20 protein-coding genes and 1 riboswitch are annotated in these 23949 nt (G+C 57.9%); of the genes, 15 read left to right on the top strand and 5 right to left on the bottom strand.

The genetic code is table 11. The features are described 5' to 3' along the window. Positions 1-391: 391 nt before the first annotated feature. Positions 392-2986, bottom strand: a complete 2595-nt coding sequence (gene gyrB / locus HY010_21385) for a DNA topoisomerase (ATP-hydrolyzing) subunit B (protein MBI3478292.1) — start codon at positions 2984-2986, stop codon at positions 392-394. A 248-nt stretch (positions 2987-3234) separates the two neighbouring features. Continuing rightward, positions 3235-3822 (bottom strand): hypothetical protein, encoded by a 588-nt coding sequence (locus HY010_21380; protein MBI3478291.1) that lies wholly within the window; start codon positions 3820-3822, stop codon positions 3235-3237. 166 nt (positions 3823-3988) lie between these two features. On the opposite strand from HY010_21380, the gene HY010_21375 reads away from it, so the two are divergent. The 3 genes from HY010_21375 (at position 3989) to HY010_21365 (ending at position 6463) form a co-directional block, all read left to right on the top strand. Beyond that, positions 3989-5029: a DUF4105 domain-containing protein gene (locus HY010_21375; protein MBI3478290.1), complete on the top strand. Its 1041-nt coding sequence runs from the start codon at positions 3989-3991 to the stop codon at positions 5027-5029. Positions 5030-5116: 87 nt separating this feature from the next. Further along, positions 5117-5773 carry a YceH family protein gene (locus tag HY010_21370; GenBank protein MBI3478289.1) on the top strand — a complete coding sequence of 219 codons (657 nt, stop codon included), beginning with the start codon at positions 5117-5119 and terminating at the stop codon, positions 5771-5773. An 18-nt stretch (positions 5774-5791) separates the two neighbouring features. After that, the gene (locus HY010_21365; protein MBI3478288.1) at positions 5792-6463 is read left to right on the top strand and encodes a CPBP family intramembrane metalloprotease; all 672 of its coding nucleotides are present in this window, start codon (positions 5792-5794) and stop codon (positions 6461-6463) included. A 121-nt stretch (positions 6464-6584) separates the two neighbouring features. Here the strand turns inward: HY010_21365 and HY010_21360 are convergent, their stop codons facing one another. Then, entirely contained in the window at positions 6585-7793 is a 1209-nt protein-coding gene (locus HY010_21360) for a threonine ammonia-lyase (GenBank protein MBI3478287.1), read from the bottom strand. Positions 7794-8020: 227 nt separating this feature from the next. Here HY010_21360 and HY010_21355 point away from each other — a divergent pair, with 227 nt between their 5' ends. The 3 genes from HY010_21355 to HY010_21345 all read left to right on the top strand — a co-directional run bounded on the left by HY010_21355 (position 8021) and on the right by HY010_21345 (position 12463). Beyond that, positions 8021-8737 (top strand): PilZ domain-containing protein, encoded by a 717-nt coding sequence (locus HY010_21355; protein ID MBI3478286.1) that lies wholly within the window; start codon positions 8021-8023, stop codon positions 8735-8737. Positions 8738-8864: 127 nt separating this feature from the next. Beyond that, positions 8865-9617 carry a lysophospholipid acyltransferase family protein gene (locus HY010_21350; protein MBI3478285.1) on the top strand — a complete coding sequence of 251 codons (753 nt, stop codon included), beginning with the start codon at positions 8865-8867 and terminating at the stop codon, positions 9615-9617. A 374-nt stretch (positions 9618-9991) separates the two neighbouring features. Continuing rightward, positions 9992-10217, top strand: a riboswitch (cobalamin riboswitch). Positions 10218-10243: 26 nt separating this feature from the next. Further along, complete coding sequence (locus tag HY010_21345; GenBank protein ID MBI3478284.1) at positions 10244-12463, top strand: TonB-dependent receptor; 2220 nt, start codon at positions 10244-10246, stop codon at positions 12461-12463. Between the two features lie 38 nt (positions 12464-12501). Here the strand turns inward: HY010_21345 and HY010_21340 are convergent, their stop codons facing one another. Then, positions 12502-13182, bottom strand: a complete 681-nt coding sequence (locus HY010_21340; GenBank protein ID MBI3478283.1) for a class II aldolase/adducin family protein — start codon at positions 13180-13182, stop codon at positions 12502-12504. A gap of 132 nt (positions 13183-13314) precedes the next feature. Between HY010_21340 and queA the strand changes: the two genes are divergently transcribed. The 4 genes from queA (at position 13315) to HY010_21320 (ending at position 17262) form a co-directional block, all read left to right on the top strand. After that, positions 13315-14415 carry a tRNA preQ1(34) S-adenosylmethionine ribosyltransferase-isomerase QueA gene (gene queA, locus HY010_21335; GenBank protein MBI3478282.1) on the top strand — a complete coding sequence of 367 codons (1101 nt, stop codon included), beginning with the start codon at positions 13315-13317 and terminating at the stop codon, positions 14413-14415. A gap of 67 nt (positions 14416-14482) precedes the next feature. Then, positions 14483-15052, top strand: coding sequence for a cysteine dioxygenase family protein (locus HY010_21330; protein MBI3478281.1), 570 nt, complete (start codon positions 14483-14485; stop codon positions 15050-15052). 98 nt (positions 15053-15150) lie between these two features. After that, positions 15151-15843: an outer membrane beta-barrel protein gene (locus tag HY010_21325; protein ID MBI3478280.1), complete on the top strand. Its 693-nt coding sequence runs from the start codon at positions 15151-15153 to the stop codon at positions 15841-15843. A gap of 288 nt (positions 15844-16131) precedes the next feature. Then, complete coding sequence (locus tag HY010_21320) at positions 16132-17262, top strand: deoxyguanosinetriphosphate triphosphohydrolase (protein ID MBI3478279.1); 1131 nt, start codon at positions 16132-16134, stop codon at positions 17260-17262. Positions 17263-17415: 153 nt separating this feature from the next. Here HY010_21320 and HY010_21315 read toward each other — a convergent pair whose 3' ends face one another. Continuing rightward, a complete protein-coding gene (locus tag HY010_21315) occupies positions 17416-18348 on the bottom strand; it encodes a PQQ-dependent sugar dehydrogenase (protein MBI3478278.1) in 933 nt (310 codons plus the stop codon). Between the two features lie 537 nt (positions 18349-18885). On the opposite strand from HY010_21315, the gene HY010_21310 reads away from it, so the two are divergent. From HY010_21310 to HY010_21290, 5 genes are all read left to right on the top strand, one after another. Next, positions 18886-19764, top strand: coding sequence for an OmpA family protein (locus tag HY010_21310; protein MBI3478277.1), 879 nt, complete (start codon positions 18886-18888; stop codon positions 19762-19764). 109 nt (positions 19765-19873) lie between these two features. Then, entirely contained in the window at positions 19874-20392 is a 519-nt protein-coding gene (locus HY010_21305) for a methylated-DNA--[protein]-cysteine S-methyltransferase (protein ID MBI3478276.1), read from the top strand. A gap of 68 nt (positions 20393-20460) precedes the next feature. Continuing rightward, positions 20461-21258, top strand: coding sequence for a prolyl oligopeptidase family serine peptidase (locus HY010_21300; protein ID MBI3478275.1), 798 nt, complete (start codon positions 20461-20463; stop codon positions 21256-21258). A 40-nt stretch (positions 21259-21298) separates the two neighbouring features. Next, on the top strand, positions 21299-22633 hold the full coding sequence (locus HY010_21295; GenBank protein MBI3478274.1) for an APC family permease: 1335 nt from the start codon (positions 21299-21301) through the stop codon (positions 22631-22633). 188 nt (positions 22634-22821) lie between these two features. Beyond that, a complete protein-coding gene (locus tag HY010_21290; GenBank protein ID MBI3478273.1) occupies positions 22822-23922 on the top strand; it encodes a hypothetical protein in 1101 nt (366 codons plus the stop codon). The last annotated feature ends 27 nt before the right edge of the window (positions 23923-23949 follow it).

The raw sequence follows: 23949 nt of genomic DNA, 5'->3' as shown, positions 1-23949 counted from the left end.
GTGTGGGGACGGGTCTCTGACCCGTCCAACCGGGCAAAGCCCGGTTCCCGCCGGCTCGGGGAAAGCCAACGGGTTCCATTCAACGACGCAGCGTGCGGCGTCTAATCAGAGAACGGGGGCGGAAGTGGAACTTGCGTGGAAAGCCTTAACCACGGGGGCACGGGGGCACAGAGGTAATGCGGGAGTAACAAGCCACAGCCGCGAAGCGGCGGAATAAGAAAGCCCGGGGCGTAAGCCCGGGTAAGGCGCATCGTGAATGATTCCCGGCAGGGACGGCACGCCGGGCTATTCAACCGGCCGTCCAGAGGCAGTGCGGGCAACCTCCGGGAGCTCAAGGCTGCGGAGCTTTGCTCCGCGAGGACAGGTCGGAGACCTGTCCCCACACAGCCGGTTAGATGTCTAGGTTCTTCACATCCAGCGCATTGTCTTCGATGAACTTGCGCCGCGATTCGACGTCTTCGCCCATGAGCGTGGTGAAGATGGTTTCGCACTCGGCGATGTCTTCGAGTTTTACGGACAGTAATGTGCGGCGCTCGGGATCCATAGTCGTTTCCCAGAGCTGCTCGGCGGTCATCTCACCCAGACCTTTGTAGCGCTGCACTGTGTACTCTTTTCGTCCTTCGTTCAGGACGTAGTCGAAGAGATCGCGGGCATTCGTCTTTTCGACGATCTCCGCTTCTTTGGCGCGACGGGCGGGCTTAGCGGACTTCTTCGGCGCGGCTTCGGAGTCGGCGCCATCTCCCTCAGCTTCTTCCGCTGCCTCCGCTTTTGACGATGCACGCGGCACGCTCTCCACCACGAAGGGCGGTTCCATGTACTGCTCAATCTGCTTGAACTTCGCAATCAGCTGGCGGCATTCCGGAGTCGCGGCAAGTTCCCAGCTGATCACGTGCTCGGAACCCTGCGAATTCACGTAGTGCACTTCCCACAGGCTGTGCTCTTCGTCGAAGTGCGTTCCAACGCTCTTCAGGCCCAGGTCTTTGGTCAGCTTTTTGAGTTCCTTCTCGAGCTTCTCAATTTTCTTCGACGCATTCGCCTTGTCGCCTTCGAAATCGACGCGTTTGGAGAAGTCGAGCCTCGGTAGCAACTCCGTGATCTTCTCTTCGCGCAGCCGCTTGTTCAGCTTGTCGAGGAACCCGAGGTACTCGTTGAGTACGGTAATGAATTTTGTAAGGGCAGAGCCTTCCAGCGTCGCGGCGCCTTCGCCATAGCGGATGACGAGGCCTTCGGAAGCGCGCTTAACCATCACTTTCACGAACTCATGCTCATTTTTGATGTACTGATGCGACTTGCCCTTCTTGATTCCGAAGAGCGGCGGCTGCGCGATGTAGACGTTGTTCCGCTTGATGAGTTCCTGCATGTGGCGGAAGAAAAACGTCAGCAGCAGGGTACGGATGTGCGAGCCGTCAACGTCGGCATCGGTCATTAGGATGATCTTGCCGTAGCGGACCTTAGTCGGGTCAAAATCTTCTTTCGAGATGCCGGTGCCGAGCGCTGTGATCATCGCGCGGATTTCTTCGTGCGCCAGCATCTTGTCGTAACGCGCTTTTTCTACGTTGAGAATTTTTCCCTTCAGAGGCAGGATCGCCTGAAAGCGGCGGTCGCGGCCCTGTTTCGCGGTTCCACCTGCGGATTCGCCTTCGACCAGGAACAATTCGCAGCGGCTGGGATCTTTCTCGGAGCAGTCGGCGAGTTTGCCGGGAAGCCCGCCACCATCGAGGGCACCCTTGCGGCGCGTCAGGTCGCGAGCCTTGCGGGCTGCTTCACGGGCGCGGGCTGCATCGATCGCCTTGTTGATGATCTTTTTTGCGACGGCGGTGTTCTGCTCAAAGAATCCGCCCAGGCGTTCGTTGACCACCGCCTGCACGACGCCGGCGATATCGGAATTCAACTTGCCTTTGGTCTGACCTTCAAACTGGGGCTGCGGCAGTTTCACGCTGATGACCGCCACCAGTCCTTCGCGGACATCGTCGCCGGTCAGGTTTTCTTTTACGTCCTTGAACAGGCCCATTTGCTGGCCCGCGTAGTTGATGGTGCGGGTGAGCGAGGTGCGAAAGCCGGAAAGATGCGTGCCGCCGTCAATCGTGTTGATGTTGTTCGCGAAGCTGAATACGGATTCCGAATAGCCGTCGTTGTACTGCAGGCCGATTTCGATGTGCACCTGGTCTTTGTCGGCTTCCATGTAGATCGGCTTGTCATGTAACACGGCCTTGCCGCGATTCAGATGCTTGATGAACTCGGCGATGCCGCCCGTGTACTTAAACTCCGACTTCTTGGCTTCGCCGGTCTTCGAATCGGTTTGCCTGTCGTCCGTGAGCGTGATGAGCAAGCCTTTGTTCAGGAACGCCAGTTCTCGCAAGCGCTGCGAGAGCGTATCGAAGTTGTATTCCGTCGCGGTGAAAATTGTTTTGTCCGGGACAAAGTGGACTTTGGTGCCGGTCTTCACTTTCGCGGCGCCCGCTTTTTTCAGTTTGCTGGTGGGTTCGCCCTTGGAGTACGTCTGCTCCCATGTGAAACCGTCGCGCCAGATTTCGAGATCGAGTTCTTCGCTGAGCGCATTGACGCAGCTCACGCCGACGCCGTGCAGCCCGCCGGAAACTTTATAGGAATTGCTGTCGAACTTGCCGCCCGCGTGCAGCGTAGTCATCACCACTTGCGCGGCAGGAATTTTTTCTCCGTCGATATCCATGTTGTCCACGGGGATGCCGCGGCCGTTGTCGATGACGGTGATGGAGTTGTCGAGGTGAATCGTGACTTCGATCTTGTCGGCGTAACCGGCGAGCGCTTCGTCCACCGAGTTATCGACCACTTCGTAGACGAGGTGGTGCAATCCCATTTCGCCCGTCGAGCCAATGTACATCGCGGGCCGTTTGCGCACCGCTTCCATGCCGCCCAAGACTTTGATGGAGTCGGCAGTGTAGCCGGCGGGATTGCCGTTCTTATTTTTCGTTTCTGCGACCGGGGTCGGTATTTCTTTCGTGGCCATTCCGCTCCGTGGAAATGCCGGTTCGAGCGCTCCGGCTGGGTAGGCGCTACCAGGGTGCTCAGGTGACCTCAAACTATTGAAATTTCTGCTAGTTAGCTGTCACCAGAGATGTTTCTATTTTAGCACAAAAATGCACGCTCACGGAGCCCGTTTTGCACCTCTAACTCATGCTTTTTCTAGCTCTTAGAGGGGTGCTTTTTCGGTAATCAGAGGGGACGAGTGAACATCACGTTGCAGGGCCGTGCGACTCACTTTGTTTTCGATTTCAACGCGCTAAAACTGAGGCCGTCGATCAGATCGTCGACTGCGTCCACGCTCTCTGCGATGAATGTGAACGAAACGATTTGTCCCTTGCTGAGCAGCACGAGCGTGGACTGATGCATGGTCAGTTTGTCGTTCAGGGCTTTCGAAGAATCCACGCGCACCAATCGTTGACCGCTGATTTCCGCTTCCGAGGGATCGCCCTCGACTTTGAAACCTTGTGCTGTCGTGAGTTCCGTTAACGGCGCGAGGTAGTCTTCCGCTCTTTTGAGTCCCGGAGACGCAGTAGCTTTTTCCGAGGCAATCACGACCGCGGAATTCACCGTGTTCCCGGCCGCCTGTGGGGGACGCTCAAAGATGGCCAGCAGGACTTCTCCCTTGGCCGCGTCGTTGCCATCCTGCATTTCCTTGGTGCGATCCACCCATCCGTAGGGGATGCGATAGCGGAAGCCGAACGTGGGGTTGCGGTAGACGGTGAGCGCAGAATCCTGGGGTGCTGATTTCTGCGCGAGCGCGGACCCAACCAAGATCGCGACGGCCAATGCGAACGAAGAACGGAGAACTGCAGAGAACATCTTTCTCAGTGTACTGTGATTTGCAGAGATGCCGAACTGGGTCCGACTTCGCTCAGAATAGCAGTAGGGCCACAGAGGGAATCGCTGAAAACAGCGAGATCAGGAAGAAATGTCAGGACTTGACTCAAACTGGAGAGGTGATGCGCGCACAGCGACAGGCGCTGGCATGCGGTGCCTTCGGCATTGCGCAGTCGCGCTGGCTTGGGTTTGGGCGCTGGCGCTTACGACATGGTCTGCGGCGGCTTTGTACTTCGACCTTTCGCCAGCCGCGTATGCCCTGATCGTCGCCACCGTTTACCTGGTGGCGTTCGCCGCGGCGGTGGCGGTGGTCAAGCGGAGGGTGTGGCGGCTTGGAATCTGTCATGCGGGATTCTTCGTGGTACTGAGCTGCTGGCTCGCGTTGCGGCCTCCGAATGATCGCCCCTGGCAGGCGAACGATGCGCAAACGCCGTGGGCAGAGGTGGCGGGCGACCGGATCACGATCCACAATTTTCGCCACTGCTTCTACCGTAAGGAAACAGATTTCACGTGCGAGTGGCTCACGAAGGAAGTCTCTCTCGCGGACCTGCGGGGCGTGGATTTGTTCGTGGATTACTGGGGGTCGCCGTGGATTGCGCATCCGATCATCAGTTTTCAGTTCGGCGACCATGACTATGTCGCCGCGTCGGTGGAAGCGCGCTACGAGATGGGACAGGCGTACTCACCGGTTCGTTCATTTTTCCGGCAGTTCACAATCATTTACATATTCGCCAGTGAAGGCGACCTGATCCGCCTGCGGACCAATTACCGCTCGGGTGAGAAGGTGTACCTGTTTCACATGAAAGCCAGCCCGGAGTGGGCGCGAGCGCTGTTTCTGCAATACCTGGCACAGGCGAACCGCTTGCATGAAAAGCCGCGATGGTTCAACGCCGTGACCAACAATTGCACGACCAACATCTTCGCCAACATGGCCGCTACGGGGCGGATGCCGGCGGGCAGCTCGCGCTACGCTTGGTGGGTGCTGCTCAACGGTCGCGCTGCGGAGCATCTTTATCGCGGAGGCAACCTGGCTGGCGATCTGCCTTTCGCGCAGCTGAAGGAACGGGCGTATATCAATCCGGTAGCGAACACGTTGGGCAACACGCCGGAGTTTCCGGAAAACATTCGCGCGAAGCGGCCGGGATTCGAGTCTCTGATCCGGCCCGAAACCACCGGGCCGCAGCCGTGACCGGTCTTCGGAATCTGCCGAACCGGGCAACCTTCACCGCAGGCTACAATTCCTTAACGCCAATTCGCGTGGTGCAATTCGAACGTTATGGAACTGACACTTTCCGCCAATGAAGTCCGCGTGCTCGGGTCGCTCGTTGAGAAAGACAGTACGACTCCTGAGTACTATCCGCTTTCGCTCAATGCGCTGGTGAATGCGTGCAACCAGAAGTCGAATCGCGATCCCGTGATGCAGCTAGACGAAAGTGCCGTCCGTGACGCGCTGGAAGCACTGCACGATCGTCGCATGGCCGGCCCCGCTGGAGGCGCGGATAGCCGCGTCACCAAATATGAACATCGCATGCAGGAAGTTTTCAACTTCACGCGTCCTGAGATTGCGGTGCTCTGCGTATTGTTGCTGCGCGGACCGCAAACGCCCGGAGAACTTCGAGGACGCACGGAACGCCTGCATTCGTTCGCGGCGCTTGATGACGTGCAGTCGGCATTGCAGAAACTCGCGCAGCGGGATCCGTCACTCGTGAAAGTATTGCCGCGGCAGCCGGGGACGAAAGAGTCGCGCTGGGTGCATCTGATGTCGGGAGACGTTGCGGGGACGGAGCCGACGCATCAGGCAATGCAAGCAACGGATGGTAGCGCGGAAGTCGGAGAACGTGTAGCGCGTGTCGAAGAAGAAATCGCCGCGCTCCGTCGTGAACTCGGGGAAATCAAAGATCAGATGGAGCGGTTTCGCAAGCAGTTTGAATGAGGCTCTGGTTCGACGCCAATGAACGATCAAAGAACTCGGCAAATCTGCTTGTATGGAGTGCTGGCAATCGGTTTCTTCTTGCCGGTTGTGAGGTCTGTTGGCGTTTTGGTGGGCCAGATTCACTTGCATCCCGCAACGCAGGGGCGTCTTTTTTTCAAAGTCGTCTATCAGATTGTCGGTCTGTTGAGCCTGTACTTCGCTCTCAGATATCAAGGGTGGCGGCTAAAGGATATCGGCCTTTTTCTTGAGCCACGGCTCCTCGAAATTGGGCACGCATTTGCGCTGTTCTTTGGAGCAATTTTTCTAAGTCTGATTCCTTACTTTGCTCTGGGTCAGTTCGCTCCCCACAAGACTTACGATTCTGCGGCGCTGTTTGGAACCAGCGTAGGCTTCTTATCAATTCTGTTTGTGCTACTAAATCCCTTCCACGAAGAACTTCTTGTGCGCGCGTATCTGATCACCGAGATTCAAGGCCTCTATCGCAGTACGACCTTGGCAGTAATCCTGAGCGTGACGCTGCAGACCTCCTACCATCTTTATCAGGGGCTACCCGCCGCGCTCTCGCATGTCCCGGCCTTCCTGTTGTTCTCGGTCTATTACGTGCGCACGCGCCGCATTTTGCCCGTCATTCTGGCTCACATGTTTCTCGACGTCACCGCCCTGGCTGCATATGCTCGCGGCCTTCATTAAACCGATTCGTCATGCGCAATGTAGAGACGGGGCTTGCCGCGTCTCCGGCCATCACTGCGGCCGCGTGGCGCTGCTGAGACGGGGCAAGCCCCGTCTCTACATACAGACCCCGATTGGATTTTTACAGCACCCTCTCCTGCGCATACCCGCTCGCGCCCAACGCCGAGATAATCTCTGCGATGTGATCGGGGCCACGCGTTTCCATTGTGATTTCAATCGCGGTCTCGCCCAGATTTACGCCGTGGTAGGCGCGATCGTAGGCAGTCTCCACGATGTTGGCGCGATGCTGGGCGAGGATCATGGTCAACCGGTTCAGGGCACCGGGGTAGTCCGGCAGATGGACGCGCAGGCGCACCAGTCGCCCGTCTTTTACCAGGCCGCGTTCGATGATCCGCGACAGCAACGTGACGTCGATGTTGCCGCCGCAGACCAGCACAGCAACTTTCTTTCCCGTGAACGGCAACTTGCGATTGACGAGGGCGGCAAGGCTCGCCGCGCCCGCGCCTTCCGCCAGTGTCTTCTCGCGCTCCAGCAACAACAGAATCGCGTTGGCGATTTCTTCTTCTTCTACGGTGACGATGTCGTCCACGTATTTCTGGACGAGTGGCAGCGTACGTTCTCCAGCACGGCGCACGGCGATGCCGTCGGCGATGGTTGAGGCCGCGTTCAAGGTCACCGGCTTGCCTTCGGCGACCGCAACTTTCATGGACGGCAGCCGCGAAGGCTGCACGCCGAAAACCTGAATCTTAGGATTGGTTTCTTTCAACGCGCACGCGATACCGCCAATCAAGCCTCCGCCGCCAATCGGGACCACGACGGCTTCCAGATCGGGATGTTGCTGCATCAATTCCAGGCCGATCGTGCCTTGTCCCGCGATGACTGCATCATCGTTGAACGCATGAACGAAGGTGATGTTCTCCGCGTTGCTGCGGCGGAGCGCTTCCTCGAAGGCCTCGTCGTAGTTGGCGCCATGCAGGACAACATCGGCGCCGTAGCCGCGCGTGGCCGACACTTTAATCAGCGGCGTCGTCAGCGGCATGCATATCTGCGCCCGGATGCCGAGCTTTCCGGCATGGTAGGCCACGCCTTGCGCATGGTTGCCGGCCGAGGCCGCAATCACGCCGTGCGCGCGTTCTTCCGCATTCAACAAGAGGAGTTTGTTTAATGCTCCACGTTCCTTGAAAGCGCCCGTCCGCTGCAGGTTGTCGAGCTTCAGATAGACATGATTCCCGGTTGATTGCGAAAAGGTCTCCGAGCGCGCACAGGGAGAGAGGTAGATTGAATTGCGTATCCGGCCGAGGGCCGAATGGATGTCCTGCAGTGTGATCATGGGATACCACAGCCAAGCCGTAAGAGAATCTCAACATCTTACCTGATGGAGGTGGAGGACCTGGTGTTCTACACAGGCAAACAGCACGAAAGATGGTGTCGGGAGGGCCAATGGGGCGATACGGTAACCTGCCCTCCGGCGGGCATTCCCCTAGGCCCTTCGAAACCTAGCCATCCTTCAAACCGCCCGTCAGAATGGACTTTTAGGAGCTCAGCCCCCTGGGACTCATGAAGAATACATTTGGCGCCTCCCCTGCCCCCGTTCCTGCGCATGTTCTCCGCAAAGTCAACGCGCAGGTCGCTTTGTACAACTTGCCTCAGCCCACGGCCACCCTGTTGGCGGAGTGTTTCCGCCAGTTTGGTATCGATACCGTGCCCATTTCCGATGCCGACCAGGACCGCCTCCACCGGCAGAAGTTCGATGCCTGCGTGCTGCCCATGGGAGAGTCGGTCGGCCACATCATTGAACGGGCGCGCAGTTCCGCCTCCAACAGCCGCCTGGTGATTTACGGCGTGGGTGGGACTTCGCAGGATGCGTTGCGATATTCCAAGCACTGCATCAACGCATTCTTCCACGAACCGCTGGAACGGTCGGCGACTCTGAAGCTGATGCGCTCGACTCGTCCGCTGGTCCTGCATGAATTCCGGCGCTACGCTCGCATCCCCGTAATGACCGAGGTCTCCGTGATCTTGGGAGACAACTCGAAGGTGATGGTAACCAGCCAGGAAATCAGTGCAGGCGGCATGTCCGTGAAAGGTACCGCCACGCTGGATGTAGGTCAGTTGGTGGAAGTGTCCTTCTCGCTGCTGACGCTGCCGCGCATCCACTTGCGAGCGCATGTCAGCTGGAAGAAGCCGAACAAGACTGTCGGGCTTCGATTCGATCCCGCGGATGAGCGGCGCCGTCGACTGAAAGATTGGGTCGTGGCGTATCTGGAGTCGTAACAAGACAGGTCTTAGGTCTCAGGTGTCAGGTTTCAGGAAATGCCAATTGTGCCCGGCTGTCTTCCTGGGACCTGACACCTGACACCTTCTTCCCCGCCTTTCCTCAATTCGCGACTAAAATACTCGCGTGAGTTCTTCTCCTGTCGCGGCCGAGCCATCGCATCAATCAAATTCGAAAACTCGCGATTTTTCTTTTCGTGAACGAATCCTGCTCTGGCTCATCAGCTGGGCCGGGTATCTCGTGATCACGCTGATCGGTTGCACTCTGCGCTGGTCCATTTCCTGGGAAGACGAAACACTGCCGCCCAACGCGCCCTTCGAAAAACCTGCCATCTATTCTTTCTGGCATCGCTCGGTTCTGGCGGCTTCGTGGATCTACCGCAATAGCGGCTTGGTTGGCATGGCGAGCCGCAGTTTTGACGGCGAATACATTGCGCGCATTATCGAGCGCCTGGGATTCACCGCTGTGCGGGGCTCGAGCAGCCGCGGTGGTGTTGCAGCCCTGGTTGGCATGAGAAGCGAGATCGAGCGCGGCGCTGCGGTCGCGCTCACGATCGACGGGCCGCGCGGTCCGAAGTATGTTGCCAAACTGGGACCAGTGGCGCTCGCGAAGGCGACTGGACGCCCCATGATGAGTTTCTACGTCGCGGTGAGCGGTGCATGGGTCCTCGATACATGGGACGAACTCGTGATCCCGAAACCGTTTTCCAAAGCGCTGGTCCGCTTCAGCAAAAGGACTCTCGTTCCTTCCGACGCAGACGAAGCGGCGATCCGCGACTACCATGCCCAACTGCAATCGTCGCTGGAGCGGGTGACCCGGTTCGCCGAAGAAAACGTGGCGCGGGTGGGATCGGATGAATTTCCGATCTGGAAGAAGTGAATGGGCCGGATGTTTGCATTGTGACAGCCACGGAGGTCACGCGGCTCTGGCTTTTGGGTGACGCAGCGGTTCACCGCTGCGGTTGCAATCGCCTCTTGAGTGGGGCTTCAGCCCCTCAAGAGAACACCCGGACATCGGAGCTAAATGAGGCCTCGGCGGCTGAAGCCGTCAGGTGAGTCTTTCCATCGCAGCGGTGAACCGCTGCGCCACCCAAGAACGTCTGCAGCCCTCGAAGTTTGCATTGGGTCCACATCACCTGTTTCTCCTTCAAGTCCTTTTTCCAAATCTCAATCTCCGACTTGATTTTGCTTCTCGCCACGCGGGCGTTTGACTTGCGCAGGTGCTCCCGGTAGATTTGCGGAGGTAGTTTGCTCTTTCCAATATTGGGTTCGCGCCACATCGTAAGCAGGCGTCATGCCGAATTTACGAGGGAAGCGGGTGTAAATCCCGCGCTGCCGCGCAACTGTAAGCGAGGACACAGCGGACGTCCACTGGGAACCATCTTCGAATATCGAAGGCCTGGGAAGGACGCACGCAGAAGACGGACTGAAAGGTCCTTACTCGCAAGCCAGGAGACCGGCGTGAACCATCACCAAGAAACCCTTTCGCGTGTAAAGGAGAATGGTATGGTCCGCTTTTCGAATTTCTTTCTCGCAATTTCCTTCCTGCTTTTTGTGCCGGCGGCTTTCGCTGGCGAATTTCAAATCAAAGTCGTCGATCCGCACTCGGCAGCCGTGGCCGGCGCACAGGTATTTGTCTATCGGGCGGAAGACTCCGCGCCCGCCCAGGTGCGCAGCACTTCGGGTGAAGGAATTGCCGTGTTCAATGTGGAGAGTGCGAAACCGCTGCGCGTGGAAGTGCTTACGCCGGGCTTCGCCGTCGGGCGCGCGGACGTACAGCCTTCGTCTCCGCTTGTGACCGTTTCACTCACCGTTGCCAACGCGTCGGAGACCGTGGTTGTCACCGCGACGCGTACCCCGGTTCCGCAACTGGAGACCGCCAGCAGTATTTCCCTGCTCACATCGGATGAGCTGAACACCATGCAGCCCGGTTCGTTCGGCGACGCACTGCGTTTCCTCCCGGGCGCAGTTGTGAATGTCGCGGGGGAGCGCGGCGGTTTGGGTTCTTTGTTTGTGCGCGGCGGAGATTCGCGCTACAACAAAGTGCTGGTTGACGGCGTGCCTGTGAATGAACCGGGCGGTACGTTTGATTTCGGGAGCGTGCCGATGGGGCAGGTCGATCGCGTGGAATTTGAACGCGGCACGCAGAGCACGATTTATGGTTCCGACGCGATGACCAGCGTGTTGCAAGTCTTTACGCGCAACGGATCGACTGCAGTACCTGAACTTCGTTTCGGCGCCGACGGCGGCAACTTCGGCACAGCCCATGGATATGTTTCGCTGGCGGGAGCGCGGTCTCGGTTCGACTACAACGCATTCGCTGATCAGTACCAGACCAACGGCCAAGGCCCGAACGCCGATTACGGAAATGCATTGCAGGGCGGGAACATCGGCGTCCAAATCAGCCCGACCGTTCTGTTTCGCGTGCGGGCGCGGCATTCCAACCGACGCACCGGCGTGCAGGGAGAGTGGAACTTCAACGGACAGCCACTGCTGGGGCCAGATCTCGATCAGCGGGCGCGTTCCAACAATTTCCTGGCGAGCGCAGAATTATCCATCTCAGGGCCGTCGCACTGGCAACATCGTTTAACGGGATACGAGTACAACACGCGCAGACTGAATGAGGACGACACCATCGATCCCGGCCGCGATTGCGGTGCCAGCTTCACAGATTGCCCGATTACGACTACTGCTCACATCAACCGCGCGGGCTTTCTGTACCAGGGCGACTACACTCCCCGGAGGTGGGCGCAAACAACCGTTGGGTATGAGTTCGAAGATGAAAACGGACGCTTCTTTACGAACTCGCCACTCTTCGACTTTACCCAGACAATTTCCGGATTGCGATTGAATCATGCGGCGTACCTGCAACAGCGCGTGAACTGGAAACGGCTTTTGGCGATTGCGGGCGTACGCTACGCCCATAACGCGACCTTCGGCGACAAGGCGGTGCCGCGAGTAGCATTGAGCCTTCTCGCACTGCGCGGCGGAAACGTCTTTTCTGGAACGCGCCTGCGATTCTCCTACGCGACCGGAATCAAAGAGCCGCGTTTCGAAGAATCTTTCCCGAACGATGCATTTACGAAACCCAATCCCAATCTCAAAGCGGAAGAGACCCGATCATTTGAAGCAGGGTTCGAGCAGAACCTCGTTGCGGGACGATTCTCATTGAGCGCGATCTATTTCAACAATCTCTTTCACCGGCAGATCGACTTCAGCTGCTGCGACGAAGACTTTCGCGGGCAGTATGTAAACGTCAATAGTTCGATGACACACGGAGCGGAAGTACAGATCAATGGACGGCTCACATCGCATCTGTCGCTGAATACCGGTTACACCTACACTTCGACACAGATCGTCGAAGCGCCGCTCTGCACGCCGGACAATTTTTGTGATCCAGCACTGGCAGTTGGAAATCCGCTGCGGCGGCGTCCTAAGCATCTTGCGAATTTGCTCTTCACCTATCAGGGAGCACGTTGGGGAGCAGATCTGGGTGGAACGTTCGTGGGCCGAAGGCCGGATTCTGACTTTTTCGGCTTTAACATCAATCATGCAGCCGGTTACGGCCGCGCCGATTTTGGCGGTTGGTACGCCATCAACTCACGCGTGACCGCCTATGCCAACGTGCAGAACGCGCTGAACAATCACTACAACGAGGTGGTGGGATATCCGGCGCTATCGGCGAACTTCACAGCCGGGATGAGGTTTCGGATCGGCGGAGAATAAATCCCTCCGCTAAATTTCCTGGTGACTGTTGATTTGCGTTAGCGGCGTCGCACAAGGGTGTCCGGCGTGCATTTTCCGGCGCTGTTATAGCTGTGGCGGACGGCCCAGAGTTTTTCAACTTCCTTTTCGCCGAGCGGTTGCGCGCGGCCGAGCAAGTGCGCGACCAGGGCGATGTGCGCGAAGTGCTCGACGGTTTCCATTTTCATGTAGGCGTTTTCGAGCGTGGAACCGTAGGTCACGACGCCATGATTGGCCATCAGCAGAGCGTCATGGGTCGGAATGAGCGGTTCGAGAGCACGCGCCAGTTCTGGCGTTCCGGGAGTGCCGTAACGGGCCAGTGGAATTTCGCCCAATCCGACGACCACTTCACAGACCAGCGGCTGATTCAAGTCGAGTCCCGAAGCGGCGAACCCGGTCGCGGTTGGAGGATGGGCATGCACGATCCCTTGCACATCCGGTCGCAGGCGGTAGATCAGCAGGTGCATGCCAATCTCGCTGGAGACATTTCTCTTGCCCTCAAGCCGGTTGCCGTCGAGGTCCACAATTACCAGGTCGGAAGGTTTCATCCGGCCCTTGCTCATGTAGGTAGGCGTCACTAGCAGGCGGTTTTCGTCCAGGCGGACAGACAAATTCCCATCGGTCGCGGCCACAAAGCCGTTACCGTGCAGCAGTCGCCCGAACTCCACTATCGCCAGACGGTGTTGTCGCTCGCTCGCCATGCACCCAAGCCCCGCCGTCATGGTATCGCAGGTTTTGGAAACCGCACAATCGAATTGAACGCCCGGACCTGCAAATAGTTAAGGCCGCCGGACAATACGGGCCGATGCCACCCGCACCCTATAATTTCCCCCGTGCTTGTTTCCGAGTTCCATTACGACCTCCCGGCGGCGCTGATCGCCCAGGACCCGACGGCGGATCGCGACGGATCGCGTATGTTGCATCTCAGCCGGTCCGCGAGGTCGTGGCAGGACCGCGTGTTCCGCGATTTCCCCGACCTGCTTCGGCCGGACGACCTGCTGGTTCTGAACAACACGCGGGTATTTCCGGCCCGGCTCTATGGACGCCGGAGTGGAGAACGATCGCATCCCTTGAGTCCGCAGAATCCGGCGGCGCGGGATTTTCTCCAGGGCCGCGTCGAGGTGCTGCTGACCCGGCAAACTTCTGCTGATCCGGGCGAGCACGAGTGGGAGTGCCTGGTGCGGCCGGGAAAGAAAATCGGCATCGGCGAGAAGATCTATTTCGGCGATCCGGTGGCACTGGAAGCGGAGGTCGTCGCGAGGGGCGAATTCGGTGAGCGCCGCGTCCGGTTCAAGCCGGTGACGGATTTCTTTGAACGGGTAGAACGCCTGGGACATGTGCCGTTGCCTCCCTATATTGATCGTGAAGACCAAGCTTCGGATCGGGAGCGCTATCAGACGGTGTATGCGCGGGAACGCGGGTCGGTGGCTGCGCCCACGGCAGGCCTGCACTTCACGCCGGAAATCATGCAACGGATTCGAGGTCGAGGCGTGGCAATTGCCGAGGTCACGTTACACGTTGGACTGGGAACATTTCAGCCGTTGCGCGTCGAGAAGGTGGAAGACCACAAGATCCACCGTGAGCGCTACGAGATTTCGGAAGATGCCGCACAAGCCATCAACCAGGCGAAAGAGCAGAAACGCCGGGTGGTAGCTATCGGGACTACGACGGTGCGCACGCTGGAATACGCTGCTCTCCAAGGGGAGGCGGGCCGCGTGCAAGCGGGTAATGGAGAAGCTGACTTGTTTATCTATCCCGGATTTCAATTTCAGGTAGTGGATGCGTTGTTGACGAACTTTCATCTACCGGAATCCACCTTGCTGATGCTGGTGTGCGCGTTGGGTGGCAAGGACTTTGTCATGAACGCCTATCGGCACGCGGTCGACGCGGGATACCGGTTCTATTCTTACGGGGATTGCATGCTGGTGGAATGAGGTGCCTTCTCTGCGGCGTTGGCAGGCAGCAGCGCTCGCGAACCGATATACTCATTGGTTTGTGCCTATGCGCGTGTCCATTGACGAATTCGTACGCCGGCTGAGGGAGTTCCCGCCAACGGCCTTCGACCAGACGGAGGCGGTCCGTGCGTTTATGCAAGACGCGCCGGTCGAGGAAAACAGTCTGTCGCCTTATCTCACGTGGAACCGCCAGCATTACACGCGCAACCTGATCGATAAGACTGCACTCTATGAGCTGATTGCGATCTGCTGGGAAGTTGGGCAAGCGAGTTCGGTGCACAATCATAAAGATCAGAATTGCTGGATGGCGGCGCCGATCGGCATTCTGGTCGTCGAAAATTATCGCGTCGGATTTCAGAATATTGAGGCCGGGGAATGCCGTCTGGAAGCATCCAACCGAGTGGAGTTGACGGCTGCGAACCCGTGCGCCGTAGATCCGCAGGAACCAGTGCACCGGGTCGTGAATCCACGGGAAGCAAACCAGCGCGCGGTTTCTCTGCACGTGTACTCGCGTCCTTTTGATACGTGCGTGGTCTATTCGCCGGACCAGGGAACATGCGGCGAAATTCAACTTCATTACAATACGATGTTTGGGAAAGCAGTACCCAGTGCCTAGTTGCCAGTTGCCAGTTGGCAGTTGGCAGTTGGCAGTGAAACCCGGTGGTCCCAGCAACTGGAAACTGGAAACCAGCAACTGATTCTTAAGGAGGAATCGTGAGGAGAATGTTGGGAGTGTTGGTGGGTGTGGCTGCGCTGTGTGCGAGTTCGTGGGCGCAGCAGCTTCCCGGAGAGAGGCCCGAGCCGACGGTCCTCCCCTATCCTCGCGCGGAACTTTTTGGCGGGTACTCGTATGGAATGACGCAATCGTTCAACTCCGGACACGTTGCCCGTCCAAATGGTTTCAATGTTTCGCTCGGACTGAATGTCGCGAAGTGGCTGGGATTTGTTTTTGAAGGGAATGGGCTGTACGGACCGTCGAAAATTCCTCTGGCCGTTCCTAACCCGTTTCCGACGTGTCCGCCGTTTTGCCCGAATGGCACGGACACTTTCAATGTCGACACTAAGCTGTACAACTTCCTGGTGGGAACGCAGTTCCCTTATCGCAAGTCCGAACGCTTTACGCCTTTCGGCGAACTGATGTTTGGACACGCCGGTGTTCGAGGCGAGGCCCATTCACAGGATGGACGCCTGTTCGCGGAGACAGCTGGCGGCCTCGGTCTGGTGGCCGGTGGCGGTGTGGACTACAACATCAATCCGCGCTTCGCACTGCGTTTCAAGGCTGACTATCTGCAGACACGCTTGTTCCGACAGAAACAGGACAACGGTGTGTTCTCGGTCGGGATCGTGATCCGCACCGTGCACAAGAAGAAGAAGACGCTTGAGGATGTCGATCAGCCGACCCCGTAAAGTTAGCAGCGCCAGCTTTTGGGTGGCGCAGCGGTTTACCGCTGCGATTGGTGCGCTTTTTTGAATTGGGCTTTAGCCCCATGGTCGGGCAGCGAGAAATCCCTAAGCGGCTGAAGCCGTCTGGTTTCTGAATCAAATCGCAGCGGTAAACCGCTGCGCCACCCAAAAGCACGACAGCATGAAGCGCTCTCTGAAGCACGCTCCCACCAAATGCTCCGGCGCCCCGTTCCGCGATGAAGGAACTCGGAATTTCCAAGGCAAGCGGTAAACTGGCAACTGGCTCTGCTAGTGTCCACCGACTCCAAGCTCGCTGAGTACGCGGTTCGCGCGGAAGATTCCCGCGGACGGCGTTATCCGGAAGCGCCGCACCCCTATCGCAATGACTTTCAGCGTGACCGCGATCGCGTGGTCCATGCGCGCGCGTTTCGACGGCTGGAAGCGAAGACGCAGGTCTTTACGCGGCGCTACTCCGATCACTTTCGCAATCGCCTGACCCACACCATCGAAGTCACGCAGATTTCACGCACCATTGCGGCACAGCTTGGCCTCAACGGCGATCTGGTGGAGGCCCTGGCCCTGGTTCACGACATTGGACATCCCCCGTTTGGACACGCCGGAGAGAAGGCGCTCGACACGGCCATGCGCCAGCAAGGATTTTCTTTCGACCACAACCTGCACGCCCTGCGGATCGTGGAAGATTTCGAACTTCGTTACGCTGCATTTCGCGGATTGAATCTGACATTTGAAGTGCGCGAAGGAATCATCAAGCATTCCCACGATTACTCCACGGAGACTCATCCGGAACTCGCGGAATATCTCCTCGACTTGCGTCCGCCACTGGAAGCGCAGCTGATCGACCTGACCGATGAAATTGGATACAACACGGCCGATCTCGACGACGGGTACGAAGCCCACCTGCTTACGATTGAGCAGATCGCGAGCAGCGTGAACATATTTGACGAGAACTACCGCGAGGCGCAGTCGCGCTATCCCCATGCGCCGGAGAAATTGCTTTTTAACGAGGCGCTGAAGGGCATCTTCAATTTCCTGGTAAGCGACCTGATCACAAATTCACGCTTGCGACTGGAGCAGGCGGGTGTGCGATCCGTGGACGCAATTCGCCGCCATCCCGAAAGGCTCGCCGCGTTCAGCCCGCCGGTGGCGCAGCAACGGAAGCAGCTCAAGCATTTCCTCTACGAAAATCTTTATTTCAGCCCCGCGCTGGAAGGAGAAAAAGAAGACGCTGAGCGCATCATCGGAGAACTCTTCGCGCACTGGATGGAGGAACCCGACGATCTCCCGCGAAACTATCGCGAGAAAGCCGGCCACGAACCCTTGCCGCGGGTGATCTGCGACTACCTCGCGGGAATGACAGACCCGTTTATTCATCAGCAGTACGAGAAGTATTGCCGGGAGTAGTCAGCAGATGTGGGGACAGGTCTCTTGTGGGGACAGGTCTCTGACCTGTCCCAGGCCCGCAGGGCCGACTTTTGTGGCGCGGCAAAAGCTGCCGAGCTGAGCTCGGCATGGACAGGTCGAAGACCTGTCCCCACAAAGACCTGTCCCCACGCTCTACCGCTGATACGTCACTCTGTAGATCACGCCTGCCTGGTCGTCGCTCACGTACATCGTCCCGTCCGCCCCAAACACAATTCCTGCCGGACGCCCGCTGCGGCGGCCCCGAGCATCCTGCCAGCCTGTGATGAAGTCTTCGGTGCTGCTCGTGGGCTGGCCCTTGTCATCGAGCTTCACGCGCACGACTTTGTCGCCGGTTGGGACGCTGCGATTCCATGATCCGTGGAAAGCGACAAAGATGTTGTTGCGATATTCCGCCGGGTAGGCTGTTCCCTCGTAGAAGGCGAGCCCCAGCGGAGCGGAATGGGCCTGCATTTTTACTTTCGGCAGGATGACGCTGTCACAGCGACCGTCACCAGGCTTCGTGAAATTCGGATCGGGCACGCGATCGCCATAGCAATACGGCCATCCGAAGTCACCGCCGCTCGCGCCGAGGTCGTTGATCACTTCGGGCGGCAGATCGTCACCGAGATTGTCTCGTCCATTGACCGTGACCCAGATCGAATCGGTTTTCGGGTTGACTGCCATGCCGACCGCATTGCGCAGCCCTTTGGCAAATATCTTCATGTTGGTGCCGTCGGGATTAAATTCCATCACGGTCGCGCGCCTTGGATCTTTTTCGACGCAGGCGTTACAACTCGAGCCTGCGGACACGTACATCTTGTCTTTGTGAAACAGAACGGTGCGGGTGGAGTGTCCGCCGCGTCCGGGAAGATCAGTCAGCAATTTAGGATTGGACCCGCGCAGGTTGGCTTCGTCCCAATCATAGCTGCGTACTTTGTCCCGTTCGGCGATGTAGAGTTTGCCTTGATAAAACGCGAGCCCGTGCGGTTCCGTAAGACTGTCGACGACGACTGCGGAACGCTCCGCCCTGCCGGTGTGTTTCGAATCCGGCAGCGCGACGATGCGGCCTTCATCGGGCTCGCTCACCAGCAGAACTCCGCCTGGACTGAAAACCATCATTCGAGGTGAACCGGTTTGGGCGAAGACAGAAAGATGAAATCCGTCAGCTACTGTGAGCCGGCTTGGATTGGAATCAGACTTCTGGGCCTGTGTGCACGCCGACAACAGAAGCGTGAATAGAAGAAAAGGGGTAAAAAGTCGCATGGTTCTGCAGATGATACCTGCTTGTTGCAGGATGTACCAACCTGCCGCGCCGATAGCAGTTTTTATATCGGAGGTCCCCAAAATTACCGCCAAAGCAATACCCGAGGAGCGCCAAACGCGGCAGCAAGGTAGAATATGTTTGAAAACAAAGCATTTGTATTCCCGTCTCCAACCTAGGCATTTGGCATGCAACCTGTACTTAGAGAGACGGCCGACAGGCCCGCTTTTTGAGGCATCCAATGCGTCGCCGATGCCTTCTGAGTTCCGGTAGGTTACGTAAGCGGTAGGAAGCGAGACGCAATTTAATGCGCTGTAAGGCGCCAGGGTGGAAAAACCACTCTTCACTTGGAGGAAGTTAAAATGAAGAATCACATTGTTCCCGCGTTGCTGCTGGCAGGAGTTATGACTCTCCCCGCATTCGCGCAGAGCACCACGCAGCCTGCGACCCAAAGCGCGCCCGCCGATCAGGCCGCTCCCAAGGCTGACAACGCCACCGGCAAGACTCCCTTGCAGCCGGACACACATGAAGGTTTCTGGGGCAAGATGAATCCGTTTGCCCGCAAGAAATATGTGCAGCGCCAGACCGCGCCGATCCGCGATCGCATCAACGAACTGGACGAACTGACGGCTTCCAACAGCAAGATGATCAAGGACGTCGACAGCCGCGCCCAGCAGGGCATCCAGCTGGCTTCCGCGAAGGCCAATGAAGCCGATCAGCACGCCGTCGAAGCGGGCAACAAAGCTACCGCCGCGCAGCAAACCGCGCAGTCTGCTCACACCCGCCTGAACACGGTCGAGCAGGTGGTTACGAATATCGATCAGTACCAGGCGTCGACCCAGACCGAAATCCGTTTCAAGTCCGGTCAGACCCTCCTCAGCCAGAATGCAAAGACGGCGCTCGACGAGATGGCGACCCCGCTGAAGAGCCAGCGCGGCTACATCATCGAAGTGCAGGGCTTCTCGTCCGGTCACGGACAGACGGCAATCGCGAACTCGCAGAAGATGGCCGAGTCGGTTGTCCGCTACCTGGTTCTCAATCATGAGATTCCGGTCTATCGGATTTACCTCGTAGGCATGGGCAACGCTCCGGCGCAGGCCACTGCCAGCGATGCGAAGCCGGTGAAGCGAGTCTCCGGTGGGCGTGTCGAGATCAGCCTCCTGAAGAACAACCTGGAGCAACTGGCTTCGTCGGGAACCGCCCCCGCAACCACCACCGACCAACAGCAGCCAGCAAAGTAACGGTACCCTCCCACAAGCGAACGAGCCTCCCGCGAAAACGGGAGGCTTTTTCTTTGCACCCTAATTCTCGCGCTGAGCAAGTTTGGGGAGATGGTATTCTGCTGCAACCATGGAACGGATTTTCTACGCCCGCACCGATTCTCCTGCTGGTCCGCTGCTTCTCGCACTTTCGCCCAGCGGCTTGATGAAGCTGGAGTTTGATCGCGGCCAGCGCACCGAAGGCATCGGCGTCGATCAGGACTGGCAAGAATCCCGCAGCGCGCTGCAACCGTGGCTGACCCAGCTCGACGAATATTTCGATGGGCAGCGGCGCGAGTTCTCCCTTCCGCTGGATTTGCGCGGGACGGAATTTCAACTCAAGTGCTGGCACGCGCTACTCGACATTCCTTACGGCGAAACGTGTTCCTACCGGGATATCGCGCACGCGATCGGGCATCCACTGGCTTTTCGCGCGGTGGGAATGTCGAACAACCGCAATCCCATCGCGATCGTTGTTCCCTGCCATCGCGTGATTGCCGCGGACGGCACACTGTGCGGGTACGGTGGCGGACTCGATATCAAGCGCAAGTTGCTCGATCTGGAAGAAGCGGGCGTCCGGCCACGGCTCCCGCTGGCGATCGGCGCCTAGTTCCTTGCACCGTTCCCTGCAGCCGACTACCGCGGACTTCCCTTCAAATTCCTGTACACTGTCCTGCCATGTCGAAATCAAGAGCGTTGGTGTGGTCCGTCCTGCTCGTTCTGGCTGCTGCTTTGCCGGAGTGGGGCCGTGTGCAGACGGGATTTCTGGATCGCGCCGTTACGGTTTCGGGGACAAGCTATCGCTACCAGGTTTTTGTCCCGTCGGATTTCTCGACGAAGAAATCATGGCCGGTCGTACTTTTCCTGCATGGCTCCGGCGAACGTGGCGATGATGGACTGATTCAGACGGACGTCGGCATCGGCCACGCAATTCGAGTGAAGAATTCGCGGTTTCCGTTCGTGGTCGTGATGCCGCAATGCCGGAACGAAAGACTCTGGGGTACTCCGGAAATGGAAGCGCAGGCCCTGGCAGCACTCGATGCTTCGATCAAGGAGTTCCACGGCGATCGCAATCACGTCTACCTCACCGGGCTCTCCATGGGTGGATACGGGACGTGGGAAATTGCGATTCGCCATCCAGGACGTTTCGCCGCGCTCGTGCCGATCTGTTCTGGACTGCGTCCTTTGAAAGAGATGCCGGAATTGTTCGTTAGCGTGGCCGGCGACCCGAAGATCGCAGACCCTTTCGCTGAAGTAGCGCGCCGGGTTGCGAACACTCCCATCTGGATGTTTCACGGCGGTGATGACGACACTGTGCCCGTGACCGAAGCGCGTCAAATGGCGGAGGCCCTCACTGCCGTCAAAGCGAAGTTCAAGTACACCGAATATCCCGGTGTCGGGCACAACGCCTGGGACAATGCGTACGCCGAGCCTGACCTGATTCCGTGGATGCTGGAGCAATCGCTGAAACATTAGACTTGTCTGCGGGTTGCGTTCTCGCGAAAGATCGCACACTTTGACCACGCCCAAACCATCGACGACTTCCACCGTCCGCAAAGCCAGTCTCTTCTACTTCGTCTTCGTAATGTTTTCGTATACGACCGGAGGCCCGTTCGGCCTGGAGACGATGGTGACCACCAGCGGACCGGGCATGACGCTGCTGTATCACCTGATCATCCCAATTTTCTGGTGCATCCCGGTTTCGCTGGTTTCCGCGGAACTGACCTGTGCGATGCCGGTTGAAGGCGGCTTCTATCGCTGGACCCGCGCGGCCTTTGGCGACTTCTGGGGATTCCTCGCGGGATGGTGGAACTGGTCGGCGTCATTTCTTCTGGGCGGTTCCTACGCAGTGTTGTTCGCGGACTACCTGACGTTCTACTTTCCGGGGATTGTTGGATGGAAGCACTGGCTGGTCTCGTTTGCGCTGATCGCGCTCATCACGTGGCTGAACATTCGCGGCATCCAGATGGTTGGCAAAGCCGCGACTGCGTTTGAGCTTTTCATTTTTATTCCGGTCATCGCGATGATTGTGATTGGCCTGACGAAATGGCATCACAATCCGTTCGTTCCGTTTGTTCCGCCAAACCGTCCGCTCTCGCAGGTATTTGGAGTGGGCCTGGCGCTGGGCCTGTGGCTCTATTCAGGATACGAACAGTTGTCTACGGTGGCGGAGGAAGTGGAGAATCCGCAACGCACCTATCCGCGAGCGCTCGCGCTGGTGGTGCCGCTTTCGATCGCTGCCTATTTCCTGCCGACCCTGGCGGCATTGGCTGCGCTCGGAAATTGGCAGGAATGGAAAGACGGGTACTTTTCGACGGCGGCACAGCTGATCGGCGGATCGTGGCTCGGCAACCTGATGACGCTGGGCGCGATGGTGAGTACGGTGGCGCTACTCAACAGTACGGTGCTGACCACCACTCGCATGCCGTTCGCACTGGCCGAAGATGGTTACTTACCGCCATTTCTTACGCGCAAACATGCGCGCTACGGAACTCCGTGGGTGGCGATTCTGATTTCGGCGGCGATCTACGCTTCGCTAGCGCAACATACGCTCGGACAGCTGATCAGCATTTATGTCTGGCTGCGGGCGGCGACGACCGTGATGACCGTGCTCTCGGCGTGGGGGCTGCGCCACAAGCGTCCTGACTTGCCGCGCGCCTTCCGGATTCCCGCCGGGAATCTCGGTTTGGTTTATGTGATCGCCCTGCCCACCGTGATGACGGTGGTCGCGCTTTTGTTCAGCGATCCGGTCGCATGGCGCTGGGGTCCGTGGGCACTGGCGGTTGGTCCGATCGTGTATGTGGTCGTGAAATGGTTCGCGAAGAGAGCGCGAACGCACCTCCACGGCTAGAGTTGATCGCTCCGACCCGCGTCGCATCTCCGCACTATTCCAATGGCTCGACTTTCGCGTCCCAGCCTCAGTGTTTTTATTTCCCACGGTTACTTTTGATCGGACGTGAGCATACCGCTATGGTGGGAAAACGGCCTGAAGGGCCGATAAATAGGCGGGAACCACAACCATAATTTGAAAGGCAAGTCGTGCTTAAGTTTCCGTTGACTGCAGGTTTCGTTCTGCTGAGCCTTTTTGCGGCCGCACAGACAAGCGACTGTCCGAGCCAGGTAACTCCAAATCATCTCCTCGACTACGTGGATGCTCTCGGTGTACAGCACTCGTGGCTGGGTATCGATGTCGTAACAGCAGACCCCGTCAACGGTCCGTCTCCCATACCCGGCACCGTCACCCTTTGCGCGCGAACTTTTTTCAACGACACCCACACCAAGCAGGGCTTCAAGAACTCAGCAGTCTCCATCAATCACCTTTTTGGCAGCGGAACACTCCACACCAATCAAGATCGAGCTCTGTCGGTATACGCCTTCAATAATGCCAACGATTCTGGCCCGTATTGGGGCCTTGAATCCATCCAGACAGAAATCGACCTGTGGGGAACGCCACAGTGGTTGCAAGTCCCTGATAGCGAAGTAGCCGGAATGAGCGTCCAAGCTTCCGATCACCACGTTGGCACCATTCCTTCCCCCAACCTTGGTTTTCACGCCGCTCGCTTCAATACCATTCGCGACGGCGGCAACATGGGCTCCTGCTATATGGCGATATGCTGGGCGGGCGTCACGTCGAATGTCATCAACACATACAACTCAGTTCCTGGCACCGGCCAGATTCTGGCGGCCTATGTATCCACGTATGTCGACTTCCAGGGATACGATCCAGCCAAGGATGGTTCCTTAACGGGAGTCGGCTTTTTTGCTGCCCCAGCCATTTCCGGCAATGTTTTTCCCAATACATGGGGCTTCTACTCTGCCGACCAGGGCGCCAAGATTGGGACATGGAATTTTTATTCATCCAGCAAAGATGTAAACAGTGGTCGATCGTACTTCGGCGGGCCGGTCGTGATCGCTCAGGACATTCGCACCAACACGTCTGCACCGACGGATTTGGCAGGTCAGGGTATCTTGCCTTTAACCCACAGATTCGCTGAGCCCTACACAGTTCCTCCAATTTGTGTGGCGCAAGACATCACGACGGGTCAGAACGTGCTGCAGAGCACGACCAAGACTCATATCCATTTGGAAGGCGTGACTGGAAACACGGTCAACTACATCTGCATCGGACGAAAAACTTAGTCGGGAACAATCTCCATTTCACTCCTT

This window comes from Acidobacteriota bacterium, from assembly GCA_016196065.1.
GTDB lineage: Bacteria > Acidobacteriota > Terriglobia > Terriglobales > Acidobacteriaceae > Acidiflorens.
This window is presented reverse-complemented; position numbering and strand designations above follow the sequence as displayed.